The sequence below is a fragment of the Capilliphycus salinus ALCB114379 genome, from assembly GCF_047276495.1.
In the GTDB taxonomy this organism is placed as follows: Bacteria; Cyanobacteriota; Cyanobacteriia; order Cyanobacteriales; family Microcoleaceae; genus Capilliphycus; species Capilliphycus salinus.
In genome coordinates this window covers 538,874-562,280 of sequence record NZ_CP178543.1, presented here as the reverse complement: position 1 = coordinate 562,280, position 23,407 = coordinate 538,874, and the positions used below count along the sequence as shown (strand labels likewise).

The window sequence follows — 23,407 nt, the reverse complement described above, 5'->3', positions numbered from 1 at the left end:
CGTAAATTGTCCCAGCCCACAAATCGGGTTCGCGTAAAGACCTACCGGAGTAGGCCTCTACAAACTCACTCATCAACTCGGGCAAAATTCCAACCTATGAACCCGTTGACGGAGAGGAAGCCAAACGAGAACTGTATAATTCAATCTTAGAAACCAGTCCTTGAACTTCGCTCGGCGTTTTAACCGGCGTTTCCGGGGGAGTAACAGACGGCCAAGCCGCTTTCAATTCTGCCATTGTTTCCATAATAACTTGATGATCTTCGGGGTAATTTTGCTGCATTTCATCGGCAATATTTTGATATAATTCTTCGGAATACAACACAAACCCCCGAGAGTCTTGGTACTCCGCCAGTTCAACCACTTGACCGTCTGCAATAGCCGCTTGATATTCCTCGGCTGCCGTTGCTAACATTTGATTAATGACATTCATTATAAATTCGGGAGATTGACGCTGAGACTCGGGAATCGCTACAATTGCAGTATCGATTGACCGTACCGCTTCCTCAAATTTTTCTTCGGTTTGGGGTTGGTCGGGCGCCGTCTTGGATAAATCGTTCAATTCGGTTAAAGTAGACTTAAACTGAGGCACATTGCGATCGCCAAGTTGACCTTCTAAACCGCCATAGAGTTCTTCAACCGGGTGTCCGATATGGGGTTCGGCTTGTTCATAATTTCCCGCTTCTCTGAGTTCTTTCGCGACAATCAAATGACCTTTCATCAATCCCAAAGTTGTCATATAATCAACATCAGGATTGCCACTGCTACCCCCTTCTCCGCCTTCTCCGCCTTCTCCGCCTTCTCCGCCTTCTCCGCCTTCCCCGCCTTCCCCGCCTTCTCCACCTTCTCCACCTTGAGTAACCGTTTCAACAGAAGCCGCATCTCCCGACTCTCCTCCTTCCACCGTCGTTGACGGACTGCTACAGGCCACCAGAGAGACCGCCAACCCCGTTGCTAAGAATAATTCTACAGATTTTAACGACTTTTTCATTTGAACCGCCCGTTTTCTCAATTGACAACAATTACAACAATTCAGGACTACAGGGTAAAATTAAATGCAAAGATTTGTCAATAAAATCTAATAACATTTAGAATTTTTTAAGAAAAATTCTCAAGTAGGAATCACATCAAAATAACCCATACAACCCATTTCCGCGATGGCATCTTGGTGGGGATGAAACATATATCGACCCGGATAAGGATAGGAAAACTCCAAAATATGACGTTCTGCGGTTCCCATTGTAATCACATCCGATTCTTCGTTGGGGGTTAACGTGCGTCCGGTGCGATACACTTGAAACATATTAGCATGAATATGAAAAGTCAGCGCCGGATCGAACTCAATCATATTCAACAAATACAACCGAACCAATTGATTTTGATAAATGCGAATGGGATGATCCCGATAATAATTGGGAATGCCATTAAACGCATAAAGTTCATTTTTTTCATCATTATTAATATCAAAACCCCCCATCACCATCACCATTTCATCAGCAGGAGGACGACCTTCCGGGGGGTCAACAATAAACAGTCCGTACAACCCTTTACTAATGTGTCGGGTTACGGGTGCAATATGACAGTGATAGGGATGAACTCCGTAGGGTTCGGCGTCAAAGTCATAAATTTCTGTCTTTCCGTGACGCACGGGTTTAACCCCATCCATTTCTGCGGTATGAGTCCCGTGAAAGTGCATACTGTGGGAACTTCCATCTTCATTGTGAAACAAAATTCGCACCCGTTCCCCCGCTTTTGCTCTTAAAGTTGGGCCGGGAACTCGTCCGTTTAAATTCCAACTTACAAAAGAAATTGCTGAGTTTAATTGTAAAGTTGAACTGTTAGCAGTCACTTCAAATACTCGGATCGTTTGACCGTTTTCTTTTATAATTTTACCCGTATCAAAATCCCGCAAAATTGCCATCGGATTAAAATTAATATCTGTGGCTTCTATCTGTTCTTCTAACGGCGGAATTTGTACCCGCGAAGAAGCCTGAAAACGAGAATTCAATATTGCTGCTGTCGCACTTACACCCAAGCCAGTTAAACCCCAGGTAAGAATTTGGCGACGAGTCCAGCTTTTTGTATTCAAATAATCAGATAAATTAGACACAGATTGCTCCTTAAAAGAGTTGGTGTTATAATTATGTTTAAATTTTAAAAAGCTTGTTGTTGGGCGACCGCCCTAAATCTGGTATTTGTAGAATTTAATTATAAACGGACTTCCAAGACAGCCCTACTACCAAGTTAATTGGGCTAAAGCCCTACTACAAACAGGCTGAACTTTTAACCCCTACCCCAATTATTACTTTACCATAATTTCCAGTTCTTGCAATCAATTATCAACTAATGCTAACCCAAGATGACCCCACTGATTTTAAGTCTAGATACAGTTAATTTCAGCGACGAGCAATTTTATCGTTTGTGTCGCGCCAACCCCGAATGGAAACTCGAACGTACACCGACAGGAGAACTTGTGATCATGTCACCCGTAGGGGGAGTTAGCGGAAACCGAGAAGCCGACTTAATTACTGATTTGAATTTATGGAACCGTAAAACCGGACGGGGAAAAGTCTTTAGTTCTTCGACAATTTTTCGCTTACCGAACGGGGGGAGTCGTTCTCCCGATGCAGCTTGGGTCAGTTTAGACCGCTGGGAAACCCTCACCACCGAACAACAGGAAGAATTTCCCCCAATTTGCCCAGATTTTATCATCGAATTGCGATCGCGTACAGACCCCCTCGAACCGCTCCAAAAGAAAATGCAAGAATATCTTAATAGTGGTTTACAATTAGGTTGGCTCGTTAACCCGCAACAGGAACAAGTAGAGATTTATCGCCCCGATCGGCCTGTTGAGATTGTACAGCTTCCCGCCCGTTTATCGGGAGAAAGCCTGTTACCGGGATTTGAACTGGATTTAGCTCAATTTTGATATTGATGAAAGCATCAAACTTCGCTACAATAATCGAACGTGAGTGAAAACGAGTCGAGAGATCGCGGTCTGTGGAAACAGTCGCCTCATCACATCTTGTTAAGTTGATGAAATCTGCGCTAGTTAGAAGCCTAGTCAAACTGGTAAGATACGAGCATATATCCGTTTGACCCGGCTCCGTATAGAAAAACCCCTACTAAAATCGTAACAATGGGATCAAAGCGAATGGCTACAAAAATTGGTGATAACGCCGAAAAGCAAAAAGCACTCAGTCAGGTTCTCAACCAAATAGAACGCAACTTTGGGAAAGGATCGATCGTCCGCTTAGGCGATGCTCCCCGGATGAAAGTTGAGACCATTCCCAGCGGTGCATTGACCCTAGATCTCGCCCTCGGTGGAGGCATACCCAAAGGACGAGTCATAGAAATTTATGGGCCAGAAAGTTCCGGTAAAACCACTTTAGCATTACACGCGATCGCCGAAGTCCAAAGAGCCGGAGGAGTCGCCGCCTTTGTCGATGCGGAACACGCCCTCGATCCCAGTTACGCATCCGTTTTAGGCGTTGATATCGAGAACCTGCTGGTGTCTCAACCCGATACCGGAGAAATGGCGTTAGAAGTCGTTGATCAACTGGTGCGTTCGGTTGCAGTTGATATTGTTGTTATTGACTCCGTAGCCGCTCTGGTTCCCCGTGCAGAAATAGAAGGGGAAATGGGAGACGCTCACATGGGGTTACAGGCGCGTTTAATGAGCCAAGCCCTGCGGAAAATTACCGGTAATATTGGTAAGTCCGGTTGTACGGTTATTTTCCTCAACCAACTGCGTCAAAAAATTGGGATTACTTACGGAAACCCCGAAACCACAACGGGCGGAAATGCGCTGAAATTTTACTGTTCGGTGCGGTTGGATATTCGCCGTATTCAAACCTTGAAAAAAGGCTCGGATGAGTACGGAATTCGCGCCAAAGTTAAAGTCGCTAAAAATAAAGTTGCTCCTCCTTTCCGCATTGCAGAATTTGATATTATCTTCGGAAAAGGCATTTCAACTTTGGGCTGTTTGGTTGATTTAGCCGAAGAAACCGGCATTATCAAACGCAAGGGTTCATGGTACAGCTACAACGGCGATAATATTGGTCAAGGTCGGGAAAAAACGATTATTTACATGGAAGAAAACCCCGAATTTACCGCTCAAATTGAGAAATTAGTTCGCGAAAAATTAGATGGCGGTGCGGTCGTTTCTTCTAACTCGGTCGGACACGCTGAGGATTCGGATTCCGATTACGATTATGATGAGAATGGAGGCGGAGGAGAAGAAGAATAAAGTCAACGTTTTTCAGGTTGGGAATTAGGAGTTAGAAATTAGGAGTTAGGGTTTATAAATTATCCTCAATTGTGAAGTGATAACGCCCTAATTTCTGTTGATTTTAACTCTAATATTTGAAAATTAAAACATAGAAAATATAACCCCCTTAGCCATAGTGTTGAGGGGGTTTTTCATTTATTAAATGAGCGGGATTCCTGTCAGGGCGCATTGCCATGCGCCCCTACGATGGGTGGTTTCTGCTTCTTTCTCTTCTTAAAAGAGGGTTTCGCACCAGCATAAGCGAGACTTACTCTCGCCTTTGAAGCGATCGGGGTTTAATCCGGGTGGAACCTCTCAAAGTCAAAGTTCCACCGTTTTATTTCAACTACGACGTTAAAGCCATACCGATCGGCTTCCCAACCACTTCTCCGCGCAACATTCGTCCGGCGGCTTCGAGTAACTGTTCTTCGAGATAAGGCTTCGTAAAATACCCTCTCGCCCCTAATTGATAAGCCATCTGGCGGTGTCGATCCGCACCCCGAGACGTTAACATCGCGATCGGCAAATCAATCAAAGCCGGATCTTTCTGCATCCGAGACAACAACTCTAACCCATCCATCCGGGGCATTTCAATGTCGCAGAAGACCAAATCGCAAGGTAAACCGGACTTAAGTTTTTCCCAAGCTTCTTTACCATCTCGTGCTTCTTCGACCCGATAACCGGATTTTTCAAACGTAATCGATAACAGACTTCGCACCGTAATCGAATCATCTACAATTAACACCGTTGGCTGATTCTTCTGTTGCTGCGGTTCAGTCGGCGCAGAAATACCCGTCGGCCAAGGACTCGGTTCCTTGCGAATCCGACCCATTGCCAAATCAATAAGTTCGAGAACATCCGCGATCGCCACAATCTGACCATCCCCCAAAACCGTCGCCCCGGCAATACCGACAGGCTTCGGAACCGGCCCTTCGAGTTGCTTGATCACAATTTCCTGTTCCGCCAACACCTGATCGACCATCACCCCGAGATAAGTTCCCGCCGATCGCAAAACAATCACCGAAATCATATCCTCCTCGGTATTCGTCCCATAAACATTACCCCGTCCCAAATGCCGTTTATAAGTCAACAACTCGCGCAAATGGCGGAAAGGAAGCAACGAACCCCGCCACTCGATCGCCTGTTTCCCATCAGCCATCATCCGAATTTGCACAGCTGGAACATCAATCATCTCCTCAACCCCATCCATCGGAAACGCAATCCGAGCGCGATCGCTAATACAACACAACGCCCGAGAAATACTCATATTCAGCGGCAGACGAATGGTAAACGTCGTCCCCTTACCCAAAGTCGAATCGGTGGTGATCGTGCCGCGAATCTCGTCTAAACAGGTTCTCACCGCATACATCCCCACACCCCGACCTGACAACTCATCGGCTTGCTCTTTCATACTAAAGCCGGCATGGAACAGCAAATCATAAACATCCAAATTCGACATCGTAGCGGCCTGTTCCGGTGTCACCAATCGTTTCCGAATCGCCTTTTCCTTGACTTTCTCGACATCAATTCCGGCCCCATCATCGGAAACCGCAATGACCGTCTGATTTCCCTGGTGGAAAACTTTGATGGCAATCCGACCCTTCGGAGACTTGCCGGCGGCCTGCCGCACATCTGGTAGTTCAATCCCGTGAGCAATGGCATTATTGACTAAATGAACCAGTGCCTCGTGCAATTTCTCGAAAAGCATCTTATCAATTAAAGTCTCTCGACCCTCAACATAAAGTTGAGCCTGTTTGCCACACTTAATCGAAATATCCCGCACCGGACGCGCCAACCGATCCGCTTCTTGGGAGAAAGGTTCCATTCTCGCCTTTGTCAACCCTTCCTCTAGCTGAGTTGTCACCTGTCGCAACTGACGGGTGACTTGATCGGCTTCTTCGACCAAAAACTCAATATCGGCCGCCGACTCTCGAACCCGCACCACCAACTCAATAATTTCTTGAGACAAAGTATGAAAAGGCGTAAACCGATCCAACTCCGTTGATTCAAAATCTTCGTACAAGCGAGCGATCGGATCGTCAATCCGATTTTTGGAGTGTTTATCATCTGCACGACCTGGACTATTCCAAACCGATTGTTTGCGTCCCGACAGCAGCGAAATTTCCAACAGACTCCGCTCATAAAAATCCTGCATCCGCTGTCCGACATCGCTCAACAGCGACACCTGATCGAGCAAATTATCCAAAAACTGTCGCATCCGCTCTTGGTCTTGCTCTAAACTATTACGATTAACAACCAATTCACCCATCAAGTTGCTGAGGTTGTCGAGTTGCTTGACCGGAACTTTGGCGATCGGTTCAAACACCCGAGTCTGTTTCGCCGTACCTCGTTGTCGGAGCGCTGTTGCACCGGTTCCGGGGGAGCCTTCATCACCCCCAAGTAACCTTTCAAGATCGGCAAAATAATTTTCTTCTTCTTCTTCTTCTTCTTCGAGATCCTCATCCTTGTCCTGTGAGTCGATCTCGTCTGGCGCTTGTAACAAAGCATCCAGTCCATCCAATTCGGCTAAGAATAACTCGTCGGGTTGAGATTCTCCTGAAGTTTTTGCAGAAATTAAGCCGCTGTTTGAACGTTCAGGCGAGGGAGTCGAATCCAATAACTGTTCTAATTCGCTCAGATCATCGGTCTCCCCTGAAGTTCCATAAGTTTTGAGGGCTTTCGTCGATACCGTCGCAGGCGGTTGTTGGCTGTCGGTTTTTTCGTCTGCGGTACCAAACAGATGCTCAAACCAGTCCTCAGAATCCAGTTCTGCATCTGGGGACGCTGACGCCATCGGTTGAGTTGTAGATTTTGTAGATGTGGGTCGAGAGTCCAACTCGGGGGTCTGTTGAGCGTTCAAGACGGAATCCGTCTTTGACTCACCCTGAATTAGCTGATCGAACCAGTCGGAGGTCTCCAAATTTTGACTTTCATCAACCCATTGTGCTTTTGATGAGTTATTGATCGCAGCCGGACGAGCGCTCGAACCCTCGTCAAATAAATCGTCAAAAGAGAGGTTTTCTAATTCTAAATCGTCTAAAGATGGGCTAGGCTCGTCAGAAGTTAATCGAGATGGAGAACTCCCAGACGAACTTGACATCCCAATATTGAGCAGATCGTGCAAATCGGTTGCATCCAAGACCCCGCGCGCATCTGCTTTCTTCGATGAAGACCGATCGACACTCGAGACCGGTTTCGATCCTCCCACCGTTGCAGATGCCCCGTGTTGAGAAGATGCGGGTAATTTTTCTTCCTGTGTTTGTTCATCAAACAAATCCAAAAAGTCGCGATCGATAGAGTTATCATTAGATTGACCCTCTCGTGAATCTAATTCCGACCCTTGGATCAGGTGTTCTTCTTGCCAACCCTGTTCGATTAAATTTTCCCCTTCAAAGAGTTCGGCAAGGCGTTTTAGTTCTTCCGAGTCGATTTGGGGTCCTTTGGATGGCGGTTTGGAAGCATCTATTGTCGGTTCTCCGGCAGACCAATCATCCAAGAAGGACTCGATCTCTTCGTCCGTGGGTTCATCAAGTTCTATGTGGGCTTTTAATCTGGTGCATTGAGAGTCAACTTTCGCGATCGAATTGCCGGAGATCCGCTCTTGATTTTCCTCAATTCCAGAAGACATCACCTCATTTTTTTTAGGCGGTTCAAATGCAGATCCGTTTGGCGATCGCCCACCATGCTCCACGAAAGCGGGCTGGAGTAAAAGATGTTTTAAATCCGAGCTTGCCTCAACTTCCACTTCTCGATTTTCTAAGACTAACTCTTGAGCTTGCTTAACGGCTTTAATAATAATCGGAGCCAGTGTAGAATAACTATTGGCGGGATTGGCGATCACCCGTTCAACGGTGCTAATAAATTTCGTCCAATTGGACAGATCAAAAGTTTCTCCGGCTCGACCCAAACTCTGACAAATTTCAATCAAAGCTTTGCGGCTAGAAGGATTTTCCCCTTGTCTAAACAGTTGTAACATTTCCCGAAGTTGATCGGGAACATCGCTGCGGAAAAACAACTCTTTCGCGCTATTTTCTGGCGGTCTAATTGCCTGAACGGGGGAAATTTCGGCTGTTTTTTCTCCAACGGTAACGGGAGTAGAAATCATCGCGGGCGGACTCAAAGAAAGTTCCGTCAACACGACTTCATGCTGTTCGGCTAAAGACTCTAGCTGAGAGTTGAGCCGATCAAAGGTGGGTTCTACTTTTTGAAGTAGACTTGTCCCGACTTCATCGGTTAACCCGTAGGGGCTTGATAAACTTTCAATTAGAGCTTTGAGGGTATCAGAAACTTCTAAAAAGGAAGATTCCAAGTCTTGATCGACTTGTAAACGAGACTGAGCTTGAATTTTTTCGAGAATTTTAAAGCTATCTTCTAAGCGATGAGCGGTGGTTTGAATACTGGTTAATCCTAACATCGCCGCTCCCCCTTTTACCGAGTGAGCCGCCCGATAAACTTCATAAAGCAGGTCAGGATCTTCTAGTGTAGACTGTAATTTCAGTAATCCTTGTTCAATGGTATCCAGGTGATCTTGGGCTTCTTCTATAAAGTATCCCAGGATGCGTTGTTGTTGTTCGGCTTGCATAGTTCGCGATTAAAAATAAAGGATTTATACATTGAGCCGTTCAGACGTTCGCGAGTCGATAATTAATCAACAGCAATGATGAATTCTCTAGTCTAACTTCTCAATTCATTATCGGAAAGGTTGTACAAAATTATGAACGATCGATTGTGAATTCTAAAAAGGATTAATTCTCCAAAGACCGAGATCTTGATGATCCGATCCGGGAGTTCCTTGGAGAATTCATCATTCTACATTCAGAATTTTTTCTCCTTTCCCAATTTATAATTTTACCCTGATCATCGAGTTAACTGCGAACACCTGACCCCTAGCCGATGACCCGTTCTCAGTGACCGCGCGTCACCTCCTGCTGGTTTCCGGCTTTTCCTCCCTTTAGTCCGAGTGTATCTCTTTCTACTTGCGATCGGACGGATCGACTCGGAACCGTTCTACGGAGGTGAGTAGATCTCGAGCCACACCCACCAGGTTACTCAAAGCATTAGAAACTCGGTGAGCTTCTTGAGAAGTCTCTTGAGCGCTGTGTTCAACCGCTTGCATCACCTGCGCCACCGCCCGAGCGGTTTCGTTCTGCTCAACGGTATCGGCAGTGATCGATCGCACCAAAACATCAATGCGGTTCGTTACCTGAATGATATCATCAAGCGATCGCTTGGCTTGTTCGGCCAGTCGGGTCCCATCGATCACCTGTTGGTTCCCTTCTTCCATCGCCATCATTACCGAGTTCGTCTGACTCTGAATTTGCATTACGATTTGTTCAATTTCTTTAAGAGATTTTGCCGATCGGTCAGCCAACTGTCGGACTTCATCGGCAACGATCGCAAAACCCCGCCCGGATTCCCCGGCGCGTGCGGCTTCTATGCTGGCGTTGAGGGCCAACAAATTCGTCCGAGAAGCAATCGTCGAGATGATGGCGACAATTTTGGAAATCTCCTGGGATGACTCGGCCAAGCGCTTCACTTCCCGGGTCGTTTCGGCTACGGTTTCGCGAATCTTCAAAATCCCGGCAACGGTCATTTGTACCGCTTCGCCGCCTTTTGTCGCCACCGCCGCCGCACTTCGCGCCACTTCTTCGGCTTCTCGGGCGCTATCGGCAACCCGTTGAATGGCATCGGTTAGCACCTGTACCGAATTGAGAGTGGCGGCCAATTCCTCGGCTTGTCGCAACGCATCCCCGGCCACATCTTTAGCAAAGGTGGCGCTATCGGTTGCCCCTTTACTCACCTGACGGGCCGCCTGTTTCACCTGTACCACGATTTCTCGCAGGTTTTGAATGGTCAAGTTAAACGAGTCGGCCACCGCCCCCAACACGTCTGCCGTCACTTCTGCCGTCACCGTTAAGTCGCCTCGCGCCGCCCCTTCCACATCATCGAGTAAACGAATCACTTGCCGCTGGAGATTTTCTTTGGCTTCTTCCTGTTCTTCGGCTTTGCGTTGGGCTTCGGCGGTGGTGGTTTCGATAAACTGCGCCATTTGGTTAAATTTCGCCGACATTTGACCCAATTCATCGGTTGCATAAACCGTCGCCCGGGCTTTTAAATTATTGCGGGCGATCGCATCAAATTGATGCTGTAAATCAATCGATGCTTTCGACATTTGTCGGGCGGCAATATTACCCATTCCCCAAGCGCTCAAAAAGCTGGTGACTCCGGCCACCGCCGTGACGATCCACCCTGTAGATCGCAGGGAATTGACCAGTTCCCGGTCTTGATTGAGAGCGGCGGTTTGGGTCATAATATTGGTCGCTGTTGCCACCAAAATCAGAGTCGCCACCCCCGATCCGAGAGCGGTGTAGAGAAACTTGACTTTAAAGGGTTTATTTTCCAAAAAAGCAAACGGTCCCTGTTCAACGGTAACGGCCGCCTCGGGATGATCGTCAATTTGGGAAGTAAAAGTCGTGACGACTTCTTGATCGAGGGGAACGTTAAACAGTTCATCGTTGCTAATGGCAGAATTATCTCGGTCGAGGGCGCTGCTGGCGGTTGCCACAAAATCGCTGTTGACTTCTTCACTGAAGCCGGAGGAGTCCGACAAAAAGGCGGCTTCTTCCATGCGGCTGGCTTCAAAGTCGGGCAAATTTCCTAAATCATCAAACTCATCAAAATTATCGAGAAAATCATCCTCATCGAGGTTTTCGGAGTCGGTCTCAAAATCTTCGGGGGCGGAAATGTCGTCGGAGAATTGATTCATTTTGGCTCGACTGCTGCCATTACTGGCTGAGTATTCTTCTTCTTGTCCAAAACTTTCGTCATCAAAGGCATCCAAACCAAAACTGTCGGGAATTTCGCCCACATCAAAGACGGCATCGTTGACAGCGGCACCGTTGGGCCTGTAGGACTCTGAAGGAATAGAAGCGTTTTTGACGACGGGGGAGGTGGAGTCTTCTTGTTCGTCGAGATCGTGATCTTCTAGAGTCAGATCTTCTAGAGAAAATCCCTCATTTTCGTCCAACTGAAAATCATCCTCCGTCGTTCCCGAAGGCTCCATCAACAAGGTTTCTGCTTCGGCATCATTACCGGGAAGATCGTCTTCAATGGGTTCTTCTGGCGGATCATCGATGGGCCTTTTTCCGTTGGCGGCTTCGTGGAAGCTCTCAGCCGGGGGAGGGGGGTTTTTTGTGCTGTTGCGATCGCCGATTTCTTCAGAGTCGGTAAAATTGGATGTTAGCTCTAGGGATTGGAAGATATCATCTAAATCGGAGTTGAATTCGTCGAGATCGAGGTTTTCCGAGTCTTCCTCAACGGCGGGGGGTGCGGCTCGCTCGATTTCTTCTGGGGCTTGTGGGGTTTGAAAATTGGGGTTGTGTTCGGCAACGCTTTCAACCGGTGAGCCTTCGTCGTCGAGATCGCCGAGCGCCATGATATCATCAATATCGAATGCTTCTTCTGAGGCGGCCTCGGAGTATTCTAGTTGGGGATTGGTTGGATAATTTTCCGGCGATTCTAACTCTTGTTGGCTTAAGGATAAGTCCTCCTCTTCTAGGAAATTCGCTGACCAGTCTTCCTCCAGGTCGGGTTGAAGGAATTGATCTTCGCCGACAGATGAGAGTTGTTCGTCATCGAGTTGGAAGGGGTCGGCGTCGAGTTGAGTGGCGATCGCATCCTCATCGGGAGTCAGGTTTTCTAGGAGGGGGTTTTGTGAGAGTTCCTCCACTTGTAGAGAAGGATTTTTGGCGGTACTCTCGTCCTCAATGGAAAACTCTAACAGTTCGGTGCCGAGGTTGCCGCTGTCGGGTAATTCATCGATGTTTAGATCTTCGTGGAGATCTTCTAAACCCAAGTCTTCTTCTAACAGATCTAGGCTTTCTAAGTCTAAGTCTTCTGCTGACTCCATGCCGATTCCTTGGAGTTGAGGCGAAGATAGATCAACTTCATCTAAATCGACATCGGCTTCGAGGGGGGAAGACATTAAATCTGAGCTGGATAGTTCTTCGAGTTCGTCGAGAGCCGATGAGGAAATTAATTCAGTTTCCGAGTCCCCCAATCCTTCTTCTGGGTCTCCTTGAGCGAAGGGGATTCCTGATTGATCTTCGTCTTCTTCGAGCCGAGTTTCGGCGGCGCTGAGGTCATCGGCGTCATCGAGATCGACTTGTGAACCGAGATCGCCGCTAACAGCATAGGCGGCGGAGTCGGCTAGATATTGCTCGGCTTCTGACATGGCATCGGTCGCCTGTTCCACCAGTTCCGGGTCTTCGGTGAGTTCAAGAACGGCGAGATACTGTTCTTTCGCCACCTCAAATTGCTGTAACCCGTAGCCATAGATGTGGCCGCAGAGCAGCCTAGCCGATGGATCTTCGGGATAATTTTCAACTAATTGATATACTAATGCTGCCGCTTCTTCATAATTGCCTTGAGTGTAAGCGGCTTCTGTTTGTTGATATTCTTGCAAGAAGTCTGTACTTGCTGGCATTGCCTATTCCCCTTTCCGTTTTTTTTAGTTCTTTATCGCTTAATGTTTTTGCTGTCAAATTTAATCTTTAATTTAATCCTTGTATTCGGGTTGTTAGAGTTGAAGACTGGCAATCAAAGGCCGTCCTATTTTCAATTTTAAATTCCAAAGGGGGGTGATACTCGATCCGAGATCGTTGAGATTGGGCTGTCGTCGGGACGGGGGCTGTTTTGGGGGTGAAAGCCTGAGGATTTTTTTCAGATTAAGCCGCTCCCCATCGGGGCCCGAACGAACAACGGCGATTTGATCTAGCAGTCGCAGGGGTTCTTTCATTTGACCCATTTGACATTCTCCTTTGATAAAGGGAGCCATCGTATCGGGGACTTGGGTAGGCATTTTCATCTGGTCGATATCGAGCCAAACAATGTCACCGATCGCTTCGACGGCTAAACCCAAGATGGTATCTTGATCTTCAATGGCAATCACCGGAATCTCCGTGCGATCGGTGTTCAATGGGATTTGATCGCCGAGAAACTGACCCAGATCGGCGACCCAAACGACTCGACCTCTAATGTTGAGGGTTCCTAAGAGTAAGGGAGAAACGTTGGGGATGGGAGTCATGCGATCGGGGGATTGAGAAAGCACTTCTTTGATACCAATTGCCGATAATGCCAGTTCCATCCCGGACGGGAGATAAAATCGTAAATGGGGTTCTCCTTCGGGGGTTTCTAGTTCTTGGAACTCCGGGCTGTCTGGACTTTGACCGGTTAAAAAGTCAGGATTACCGACCATAGGATCAAGATTCAACCTCGCAGTAATTGTTTAACGGTACCGACGAGTTCAGTCGGCTGAAAGGGTTTAGCGATATAAGCATCAGCCCCTTGCTTCATCCCCCAGTAGCGATCGAACTCTTCCCCTTTAGACGAACACATCACGACGGCAATATTTTGGGTTTTCGGGTCGGACTTCAAACGCCGACACAGTTCATATCCATTCATGCGAGGCATGACAATGTCAAGCACCACCAAATCCGGACAATGTTTCTGCACCTGTTCTAAGGCTTCAACACCATCGCTTGCTACCGTTACGTGTAAGCCACTGTCTTTGAGGAGATTGGAGATCATCTCCCGTTGTGTGACACTGTCTTCTACGACCATAACTGTACTCATACTGTTGTCTGACTGAATTCCTGGGTTTAGGGTGAACGGGCGGTCATGGGGAAGCGGGAGAGAGTAGATCCGATCATCGGTTGAGGTCAGCCCTCGCACGAGGAAGGCACTCCGGTTTCAGACCAAACGGTTAATTTCAACTGCACGCGAAGAATACTCTAATATAATATTGTTTGATTCAAGTATACCCAAAAACGTTTAAGGATTTTAAGCTTTCAAGCCCCGACCGTTTTTTGCTATTGCTCAAAGATATCGTCAATTTCATCAGCTAACAACCGTTCTGAGGGCAGTCGATTCGGATCTCCGAGACCGACATAGGTTTCAACTAATGTCAATAATTCATTTTCCCCGAAGGGTTTGGTCAGATAGTCTGTCGCCCTGACCATTCTGGCTCGCAGCCGATCTATAAATCCATCAATGCCGGTTAACATAACGATCGGGGTTTGCCGAAAAGCGGTCGAGTTCCGCAACATTGCACAAATTTCATACCCATTGAGTTCGGGCATGGCAATATCGCATAAAATTAAGTCGGGTTTAAGCTGAAAAACCCAACTGAGCGCTTTGAGAGGATGACTGATTGCGGTGGCTTCATAACCCTGTTGATTCAGAATTAATTCTACCGTTTCTCGAATGACAACATCATCATCAATACAGACAATTCGGGGAACTTTTGTAGAGATAGCCAGTTGATTTTTACCCGGAGTTTCGCCGTTAGATTTCGGCATTAACAGTTGTACCAACCCCTGCTGTACAAAAGGATACATCGCTTTGGTGACGGTGACAATATCCCGATTCAAATAGCGGGCAATTTGACGAAAACTGGTTTGACCATCCGCCCAACGATTGAGGGTTTCAAAAGCATTCGCACGCAAGGTGCGCTGCAACTTTTCCGGGTCAGGAATTAAGGGGCATTGATTGGGAGATTGGATATGAGGATGAAAAGTTTTCCACTCTTGGACTTGCTTCATAATTTTTGCCAAGAGAGAACTAATTTCTAAGGTGGTTAACTGGGGGGCAAGGGGCGGCCCCATTTCAAAAATAAACGAACCTTGATGCAAACTCAGCAAATCAAACAGAGTCTCGTAAACCATCCCGTGAATAATGCTACGCGCCTGAGCCGGAGTAATCAAATTTTTCTCCAACAACGCCCACAAATAGCCATACTCGGGAGCATTCACCGAAGCAATGGAGGGAACTTCAATCTGGTCGAGGGCGGTATCGGCTCGAAAACGACGCAGGTAGTCGCGCAACCGGGACAAACTATCCTCGCTCTGACCCGCATAGATAATGCGACCATTAAAGCAAAACACCAACCAACAGGGTCGGCCAAAGTGAGGACGACGTACAGCGCCCGTTGTGCCGGATGCAGGGCTATAAGCCTCTACCATGAGTTCTCCGGTTCGCTGACCTAGCTCAATCAGTTGCAAAATACTGCGGATATCAATCTCACTTAAAGAGCCTTGCATCTAGCAAGTGGCCTCCTGATCGCCGTTGAATTCTATGTACATCCTCTCATACCAACCCCTTGAGAAATTGGTGTCTACTCTGCCTATTGCTAAGGTGAGCCACAAGGGGGGTGGCCGACTTCCTCTTTCGCCGCAGCTAGAGCTTGCTGACCGGTCCCGGACAACTTCTTTACTATTGTAGGCAATTCCATGCCCACTCGCTGAGACAATTACTTCAAAGCTAGGATCGATTTCCGCCGAGCTACCCCCTGGGTCACGGAATTTGATAAGATTTCAAGATGTATATTTTCTAGAAATCTTCTGGTGGCTATTAACGGTAGAGTAAAATTGAGCAGGGACACCTAATCACGATCCACGATTGAGACTGAATAATTTCTGTCTGTCGATTCTACTTAAACACCTGACGAGGACGATCACCGTGCTGTATTTAGCGGAAGTACAAAAGCAGAGAAGCTTTGGTTTGGGTAGCGGTCGAGCCGAACTCAAATTACTAGCCTGTCAGCGAGGCGAGAATAATTGGAGTGCGGTCACGGGTGATGAGGTGATTCCCGCAGAAGATGCCAACAACTTCAAAGATGGGGCTTTGGTTCTGGTTGACCTCAACAGCAGCAAGCACGTTCAACGCATCCAAGATGCCGCCCGCCAGTTGGTTAGCATTCTCCAAGATTTCTCTCGTTTACAAGAAAAGTTCAAAACTCAACAAGAGGAAATTGAACAGTGGAAAGAGTCTCTAACTTACCAAAGTCAAGAACTCAATCGCCGCGAAATGGAAATGGAGGCTCAACGCGAACAACTCGAACAGTTAGAGGATGAGTTTGAACGCCTCGAACAACAACGCCAAGAAATTGAGTCCGCTCGCGAAGAAAGCGAACGTCTTCGCTCGGAGTTGGAGCGCTCTCAAGCCGAAATTTCCCAAACTCGCGAACAACTCCAACAACAAATGCAGCAGCTTGAAGAAAAACAAGCGGGTCTACAGGCGGCGCCGTCTCTCAATGCCGAACAGTCCCAACAGCTTCAAGCTTTGTTGGCTCAACTCTCGACTCCGGTTGCTCTTGAGGGGTTGCAAGCTCAACTGCAACAAGCGACCGAACGCTTTGAAGCCGGACAATCGATTTTACAAGCTCATTGGCAACAACTGCAAGAAAAACAAACCGACGCCGAGCAGTTACAGCAGCAAGTTGATACCGCTCGCGGCTCCCTACAAACTCAGTGGCAACAATGGTATGATGCTCAAGATGCCCTGACCGAACGCCGATCTCAATTACACGCCCAACAAACTCAGTTAACGGTTAAACAAGAATTGGCGGCGAACTGGGAAACTCAAATTCAAAGCCGACAAACGTTGTTAGAACAGTTGGAAAAATTGGCGGCTCAGTTTGATGATACTCACAATGTTGGGGTGATTGTTAATGTTGCGGCTTTAGAAGCGATGCCGATGAACCAACTTCAGCAGGAAGTGGAAAAACTTCAACAAGAATGGGACCGCTGGTTTAAGATGGTCAAAGAGCAGGAAGAGGAGTTAAAATTTAAACGGGAAGAAATTGAGGAAATTCAACAAAAATTAGTTCGATCTAGCCACAGCGATCGCTCTCGCATCGAAAGCGAATTGACCGATGAAAATGATGCTTATGAAATGTTAAATCGCACCATTAGCGGTCAGCGTCGCACCCTCAGAGAACGAGAAGCGATTCTCATTCAGCATCAGGCGGTATTATTAAAACGTCAAGGTTTGCCTGCCAATGCTTATACCGACGGCCCGATTAATTTTGAACGGGTGCTGGCGGGTTTGAATACTCAACACCAGGAACAACAGCAAAAATTACAGGATCTCGAAGCCGAAATTGATCAGATGCAAACGGTGATTCAACAACTCGAAGAAACCGTTAACCGTCAGGCCAATGAACAACAACAAAAACGTCAACAGTTAGAAGCCGAAGAACAAAATTGGCGCTCACAATATCAGGCGGTTTCTCAACTCTGGGGAAGCGTACATTTATATCAAGAAATGCTGCCACCCATTCAAGATCACTGGACCGAACTCAAACAAAGAGTTGAAACCACAACAACTGAGTTTAACCAACTTCATCAAATCCGTCAAGAACAATCTCAACAAATCGAACAATTACAGCAGATAGTTTCTAATCTAACTTAAACTCAATCCCGGTAAAAAACTATGGTAAAAGAGTTTGAAATCCATCAAAAAGTCAGAATCATTGGAATTCCGGACTACGTTAAAACAGCCGAACCGATGCCGATTTTGCGACCCCCAAACGTGATTAAACTCGGAGAAGAAGGCATAATTCTTGATAGACGTCCGGGCGGATATTGGGGCGTTCGTTGTGAAAAAGGCGCTTTTTTAATTGATAGTCAATACCTCGAAGCCGTAGACTCCCCCTCACTCAACTCCTCCGAGGAAGAATAATTTAAACTTACGGTAAGCCGACCGAAACTCCTACAATAAGAACTAGGTGAAAAATCCGCATCTGCTGGAAAAATAAAGGAAACGCTCTTCAATGCAAACACTCGACAAACCCCTGCAACAAGAAATAGATCAACCGTTAACCATAGCGGGAAAAAGCTTTAACTCTCGCCTGATGACCGGAACGGGCAAATACCGTACACTAGAACAAATGCAACAAAGCATCCTCGCCTGTGGATGTGAAATTGTCACGGTCGCAGTCCGACGAGTACAAACCCAAGCCCCCGGACATGAAGGACTCGCCGAAGCAATAGACTGGAAGAAAATTTGGATGCTTCCCAACACAGCCGGCTGTCAAAATGCAGAAGACGCCATTCGGGTTGCCCGGTTGGGGCGCGAGATGGCAAAATTATTAGGACAGGAAGATAACAATTTTGTCAAGTTAGAAGTCATTCCCGATCCGAAATATTTGCTACCCGATCCCATTGGAACCTTAGAAGCCGCAGAAAAACTGGTGAAAGAAGGGTTTGCGGTACTTCCCTATATTAACGCCGATCCGCTGCTTGCCAAACGTTTAGAAGAAGTCGGCTGTGCGACAGTGATGCCTTTAGGTTCTCCCATCGGTTCCGGACAGGGTATCAAAAACGCCGCCAATATCCAGATTATCATCGATAATGCCAAAGTTCCCGTTGTGGTAGATGCGGGTATTGGTACGCCCAGCGAAGCCGCTACAGCAATGGAAATGGGAGCGGATGCGTTACTGATTAATTCGGCTATCGCTCTAGCCGGACAGCCTGCGATGATGGCGAAAGCGATGGGAATGGCAACTCAGGCGGGTCGTTTGGCTTATCTGTCCGGACGGATTCCCATTAAAAATTATGCCACAGCTTCTTCTCCGGTGACCGGAACGATTAATTCTTGAGTTTTAGAGGTTCCCTACCCTTGGGAACCCCTTATTCTTCCTAAAGTGATTTAACAATTGGCAAATTTTTGTTACTCTAGACTAAATAAGATGAAACGAGGACAATAATTTATGCCTTATACGACCGAAGAGGGTGGACGCCTAAATAACTTTGCAGTTGAACCAAAAGTTTATACCGCAGAACCTCCGAGCAAGAAGCAAATCCGCAATTATATCATTTTAGGATCTTTAGGCGCAGCTTTAGTTGTTGGTTTAATGGTTGTAGCTGTTGCTGTTTCGGGTTAAAAAAAAGAAGATTTTTTAGTATCGTTCTTTAAAAATTAGGCGTTCGTAATTTATCCAGGTGTTTGAAAGTTCAGATACCTGGTTTGTTTTATAATTGGTTTGTTTTATAAATAGAAAAACCTCTCCCCCAACCCCTCTCTATCCCCCCTTGATCCCCCCTTTGAAAGGCAGGGCTGTTTCATTCTCAGTTAAAAATTGCCGGGGGGGATGGGGGGATGGGGTGATGGGGTGGTGGGGAGAGGTCTTTTTTCTGATGAAAAATAACTTTTTATTAATAAAAATTCTCCCAATCTCCCTACCTCCCTACCTCCCCACCTCCCCACAAATCAAGTTTTAGGGCTAGAACGAAACGGCCCTGCTTTGAAAGGGGGGGTAAGGCGAGGGGAGTTAATTTTCTTCGGTCCTTTTAGGGGGGACTGAGGGGGGTCAAAACTGCATAACTCAACAGTCATCAGACATAAGTGATAATGGACTTGACGTTGACTCATCGACCCGATGAAACGAACACTCAAACCGTTCTTTTGGCTAACCGTTTTTGTTGGATGTTTTGGACTGTTAACCGCAACGTCTCAAGCAGTTAGCGGACAAACAAATTCTTCTCTATTGTTGGTTCAACAGTTAGATGAAATTGAACAAGCCAACCAACTCAACGAAGAAGTTATTCAACTGTATGAACAAGGAAAATATAACGAAGCCATACCCCTAGCGGAAGAAGCTTTAGAAATACGAGAGAGACTTTTAGGAGAAAATCACTCCGATGTTGAAGCGAGTATCAGTTGGCTTGCATCCCTCTATCGCCACCAGGGACGCTACAAAGAAGCTGAAGCCTTTTATCAACGTTCTATTGCAATTTTAGAGAAAACTTTGGGTGAAGAACACCCCCATGTCGCTGTTAGCCTCAACGGTTTGGCGTTACTCTACACAACTCTAGGATACTATCACCAAGCTGAAGCTTTTTATCAGCGTTCGTTAGCCATTTTAGAGACGGCTTTAGGAACAGAACATCCCGATGTGGGGGCTGTTTTGAATAATTTAGCTAATCTTTATACAGACCAAGGACGTTATGACGAAGCTGAACTTTTCTATGAACGTTCTTTAGCGATTGATGAAAAGTTCTTAGGAACAGAACATCCGAATGTCGCTACCAGTTTGGCTAATTTAGCCTTGCTTTATTTTAATCAAGGACGCTACGAAAAGGCTAAGGTTTTATTGCAACGGTCTTTAAAAATTGATGAGAAAAACTTGGGAATAGAACATCCAAACTATGCAACCGGTCTGAATAATTTAGCTTTGCTGTATACGGAACAAAAACAGTATGAAAAAGCTGAGGAACTTTATCAACGTTCGTTAAAGATTCGAGAAGAAATCTTCGGAACCGAACATCTGAATATTGCTCAAAGTCTCAATAATTTAGCCTGGTTGTATACCGATCAAAAACAGTATGAAAAAGCCGAACCCCTTTATCAACGTGCGTTAAAGATTCAACAACAAATATTAGGAACAGAACACCAGTATATCGCTATCAGTTTCAATAATTTAGCTGAACTCTATTTTGAACAAGGACGCTATGAGAATGCTGAATCTTTTTTTCAAAAAGCTTTGGTCATTCGAGAAAAAGTCTTAGGAAGTTCTCATCCTCAAGTTGCAGACAGTTTGAATCGGTTAGCATTACTCTATTTAGCTGAAGGTGATTTTTATCGTGCGATAAACTTCTTGAGTCGAGGACTAGAAGTTGAAGAAAAAAACCTCAATATTCTACTATCAACGGGTTCAGAACGTCAAAAACAAGACTCGATGAAAATGATTTCAAGTACCACTGATTTTACAGTTTCTCTCCATTTAAAAAATCTACCTGAAAACTTAGAAGCAGCACGTTTAGCCCTAACAACAGTTCTACGGCGAAAAGGTCGGATTTTGGATACCGTTGCCAATGATTTACAACTTTTACGAGAAAATATTACTCCAGAAAATCAATACTTTCTCGATGAATTAGCTGCGGTTAGAACTCAACTTTCTGATCTTATTTATAAGAAACCTGAAGAATTATCTCCGGCAAAATATAACGAAAAAGTTGCTCAATTCAGAGAAAAATTGGAGCAACTTGAAGCTGAATTATCTCGCCGTAGTGCAGAATTTAGAACGATTTCAGAACCCGTTACTATTGAAGCAATACAACAAGCTATTCCTGAAAATGCTGCATTAATAGAATTTGTATTTTATAAACCTTATAATCCCAAAGCTGAACGAGGAAATCGAGGAGGAAAACCTCATTATGCGGCTTATATTCTTAAATCTTCGGGTGAACCGCAATGGGTTGATTTAGGAGAAGCTGAACCCATTCACAAAGCCGCTTTTTTTCGCTTCAATTTAGACCTGAAAAGTTCAAAGGATGCTTTTCAAGGAAATACAGATAAAGTTAAACAAACTGCACGCCAACTCGATGAACTGTTAATGCAACCGATTCGGGAAAAGTTGGGTGATGTTAATCATATTATTATCTCACCGGATGCCCAGTTAAATTTGATTCCCTTTGCGGCGTTGGTTGATGAAAATAATCGGTATTTGATAGAAACTTATAAAATTACTTATCTCACGACGGGACGGGATTTAATTCGTTTAAAACAGGAACATTATCACAAACAACCGCCTGTTATTGTTGCTAACCCGGATTATGAAAAACCGGGAGAAACAACAACAGTTGCAGTTGCAAATTATCGCGGAGTTAATCAACTTTCGAGAGATGTTGAGATGAGTTTTGGGGCGTTACCGGGAACGGCTGAAGAAGCAAAGGTTATTGCACCTTTGTTGTCTGAGGTGACGTTATTTACCCAATCTAAAGCTACAGAAACGGCGGTTAAACAGTTAGAAGCACCGCAAATTTTACACATTGCAACTCACGGCTTTTTTCTTCCCAATCTTCCCCGAGTTGAACCGGATAATTCTTTTGGTTTTATCTCTGAACGTTCTCAAAAAAATACCCCGATTAAAGAAAATCCTTTGGTGCGTTCCGGGTTGGCTTTGGCGGGTTTTAATCCCCGTGAAAGTGGTTTGGATGATGGGGTGTTAACGGCGTTGGAAGTTGCAAATTTAAGGCTGAGGGGAACTAAATTGGTGGTGTTATCGGCTTGTGAAACGGGGTTGGGAGAAATTGAAAATGGCGAGGGGGTTTATGGGTTGAGACGGGCGTTTACGTTGGCGGGTGCGGAAAGTCAATTAATGAGTTTGTGGAAGGTAAATGATGAAGGAACGAAGGATTTAATGATAAAATATTATCGGCGGTTGTTGGAAAATCAAGGACGGTCAGATGCGTTACGTCAAACCCAGTTAGAGATGTTAAATTCTCAACAATATCAACATCCTTATTTTTGGGCGGCGTTTATTCCGGTTGGAGATTGGACCCCGATGGAATTTTAAGCTGTAGGGGCGGGTTTTTATAGTTTACAGTGAACAGTGACCAGTGTTGTAGGGGCGGGTTCCATACTTAATATATATCTCCTACAAACAACCTTTGTAAACCCGCCCTTCTTACAGTTAGTTTCTTTATAATTTCCCCATAAACTATTACCCCTACGCGATTGCAGATGTCGGGCAAGCGAGACGCTTGCACTACAAAGGTTTCAAACTTATGGTTGATGTTATTTAAGTGATTAACAGCTTACCCCAAAAACCCATTAACTCTTACGAAATCGAGTTTTTAATCTGTTAACTGTTGCTAGCCAGAAGACTAACAGCAGGTTCAAAAAAGTTATTAAGTTGGCTGGGTTCTATCCCTTCTCTCGGATATAGAGTAATTGTTACCCGTTCTATTTGAGTTTTACCTTTTAAATAATTGGATAGGGTTTCTATCATTACTTCTGCGGCTTTCTCTAAAGGAAATTTGGCAACTCCTGTACCTAACGCCGGAAATACTATGGTTTTAACTTGCAGCGAATCGGCGAGTTCGAGACAGTTCAAAGTTGCGCGTTGAATACTTTCTTCAGAAGCATAGATTAGATAATTTTCATCAACATCAATTGTAATCGCATGAAAAATATACTTTGCTGATAGATTTTCCGCCGAAGTAACAGCAACATCTCCCAAATTTAAATCGGTATGCTGACGGGCTTCTGTTTTGATGGACTCACCCCCCGCTTTGAGTATAGCCGCAGAAACTCCGCTACTCATTGAAAATTGCTATCATCGGAACTAACCAGTACATCCGCTTTAATCTGAGTAATATCTCCGTAGGTGACTCGAACAGTCGTGTTATTGATTTGATACTCTCTGTTGCTGTCTATCCTGTTGATTAACTTTATAACTTAACGAAAAAAAGACCGTTATCAATTTTACCCGAGTTAAGGATTAACTGGGTTGACAAAATCTCAGTTGGCTTGATTTTTTTTTGATTGGCTGTATTATGAATAATGATAACAGAG

14 protein-coding genes and 1 pseudogene are annotated in these 23,407 nt (G+C 45.6%); 7 read left to right on the top strand and 8 right to left on the bottom strand.

What is annotated here, in order from left to right; genetic code table 11:
* Nucleotides 1-94: 94 nt before the first annotated feature.
* Together ACL6C3_RS02360 and ACL6C3_RS02355 are read right to left on the bottom strand one after the other, a co-directional pair.
* Entirely contained in the window at nucleotides 95-988 is an 894-nt protein-coding gene (locus tag ACL6C3_RS02360) for a hypothetical protein (RefSeq protein ID WP_413165020.1), read from the bottom strand.
* A 120-nt stretch (nucleotides 989-1,108) separates the two neighbouring features.
* Complete coding sequence (locus ACL6C3_RS02355; protein WP_413165019.1) at nucleotides 1,109-2,107, bottom strand: multicopper oxidase domain-containing protein; 999 nt, start codon at nucleotides 2,105-2,107, stop codon at nucleotides 1,109-1,111.
* A 249-nt stretch (nucleotides 2,108-2,356) separates the two neighbouring features.
* Between ACL6C3_RS02355 and ACL6C3_RS02350 the strand changes: the two genes are divergently transcribed.
* Together ACL6C3_RS02350 and recA are read left to right on the top strand one after the other, a co-directional pair.
* Complete coding sequence (locus ACL6C3_RS02350) at nucleotides 2,357-2,926, top strand: Uma2 family endonuclease (protein WP_413165017.1); 570 nt, start codon at nucleotides 2,357-2,359, stop codon at nucleotides 2,924-2,926.
* A 225-nt stretch (nucleotides 2,927-3,151) separates the two neighbouring features.
* Entirely contained in the window at nucleotides 3,152-4,246 is a 1,095-nt protein-coding gene (gene recA, locus ACL6C3_RS02345) for a recombinase RecA (protein ID WP_413165015.1), read from the top strand.
* Nucleotides 4,247-4,613: 367 nt separating this feature from the next.
* Here recA and ACL6C3_RS02340 read toward each other — a convergent pair whose 3' ends face one another.
* The 5 genes and pseudogenes from ACL6C3_RS02340 to ACL6C3_RS02320 all read right to left on the bottom strand — a co-directional run bounded on the left by ACL6C3_RS02340 (nucleotide 4,614) and on the right by ACL6C3_RS02320 (nucleotide 15,366).
* On the bottom strand, nucleotides 4,614-8,849 hold the full coding sequence (locus tag ACL6C3_RS02340) for a response regulator (RefSeq protein WP_413165013.1): 4,236 nt from the start codon (nucleotides 8,847-8,849) through the stop codon (nucleotides 4,614-4,616).
* A gap of 390 nt (nucleotides 8,850-9,239) precedes the next feature.
* Nucleotides 9,240-12,752, bottom strand: coding sequence for a methyl-accepting chemotaxis protein (locus ACL6C3_RS02335; protein ID WP_413165010.1), 3,513 nt, complete (start codon nucleotides 12,750-12,752; stop codon nucleotides 9,240-9,242).
* Nucleotides 12,753-12,993: 241 nt separating this feature from the next.
* Nucleotides 12,994-13,523, bottom strand: a pseudogene (locus tag ACL6C3_RS02330) (chemotaxis protein CheW).
* A gap of 11 nt (nucleotides 13,524-13,534) precedes the next feature.
* Nucleotides 13,535-13,900: a response regulator transcription factor gene (locus ACL6C3_RS02325; RefSeq protein WP_413165008.1), complete on the bottom strand. Its 366-nt coding sequence runs from the start codon at nucleotides 13,898-13,900 to the stop codon at nucleotides 13,535-13,537.
* A gap of 236 nt (nucleotides 13,901-14,136) precedes the next feature.
* A complete protein-coding gene (locus tag ACL6C3_RS02320) occupies nucleotides 14,137-15,366 on the bottom strand; it encodes a response regulator (protein ID WP_413165005.1) in 1,230 nt (409 codons plus the stop codon).
* A 418-nt stretch (nucleotides 15,367-15,784) separates the two neighbouring features.
* Between ACL6C3_RS02320 and hmpF the strand changes: the two genes are divergently transcribed.
* The 5 genes from hmpF (at nucleotide 15,785) to ACL6C3_RS02295 (ending at nucleotide 22,406) form a co-directional block, all read left to right on the top strand.
* Entirely contained in the window at nucleotides 15,785-17,518 is a 1,734-nt protein-coding gene (gene hmpF, locus ACL6C3_RS02315) for a pilus motility taxis protein HmpF (RefSeq protein ID WP_413165004.1), read from the top strand.
* A gap of 21 nt (nucleotides 17,519-17,539) precedes the next feature.
* On the top strand, nucleotides 17,540-17,788 hold the full coding sequence (gene sipA, locus ACL6C3_RS02310) for a regulatory protein SipA (protein ID WP_413165001.1): 249 nt from the start codon (nucleotides 17,540-17,542) through the stop codon (nucleotides 17,786-17,788).
* 91 nt (nucleotides 17,789-17,879) lie between these two features.
* Nucleotides 17,880-18,707, top strand: coding sequence for a thiazole synthase (locus tag ACL6C3_RS02305; RefSeq protein ID WP_413164998.1), 828 nt, complete (start codon nucleotides 17,880-17,882; stop codon nucleotides 18,705-18,707).
* A 111-nt stretch (nucleotides 18,708-18,818) separates the two neighbouring features.
* On the top strand, nucleotides 18,819-18,992 hold the full coding sequence (gene psb34 / locus ACL6C3_RS02300) for a photosystem II assembly protein Psb34 (RefSeq protein WP_413164996.1): 174 nt from the start codon (nucleotides 18,819-18,821) through the stop codon (nucleotides 18,990-18,992).
* A gap of 495 nt (nucleotides 18,993-19,487) precedes the next feature.
* Nucleotides 19,488-22,406 carry a tetratricopeptide repeat protein gene (locus ACL6C3_RS02295; protein WP_413164994.1) on the top strand — a complete coding sequence of 973 codons (2,919 nt, stop codon included), beginning with the start codon at nucleotides 19,488-19,490 and terminating at the stop codon, nucleotides 22,404-22,406.
* Between the two features lie 288 nt (nucleotides 22,407-22,694).
* Here ACL6C3_RS02295 and ACL6C3_RS02290 read toward each other — a convergent pair whose 3' ends face one another.
* Nucleotides 22,695-23,156 carry a macro domain-containing protein gene (locus tag ACL6C3_RS02290; RefSeq protein ID WP_413164993.1) on the bottom strand — a complete coding sequence of 154 codons (462 nt, stop codon included), beginning with the start codon at nucleotides 23,154-23,156 and terminating at the stop codon, nucleotides 22,695-22,697.
* Nucleotides 23,157-23,407: the final 251 nt, after the last annotated feature.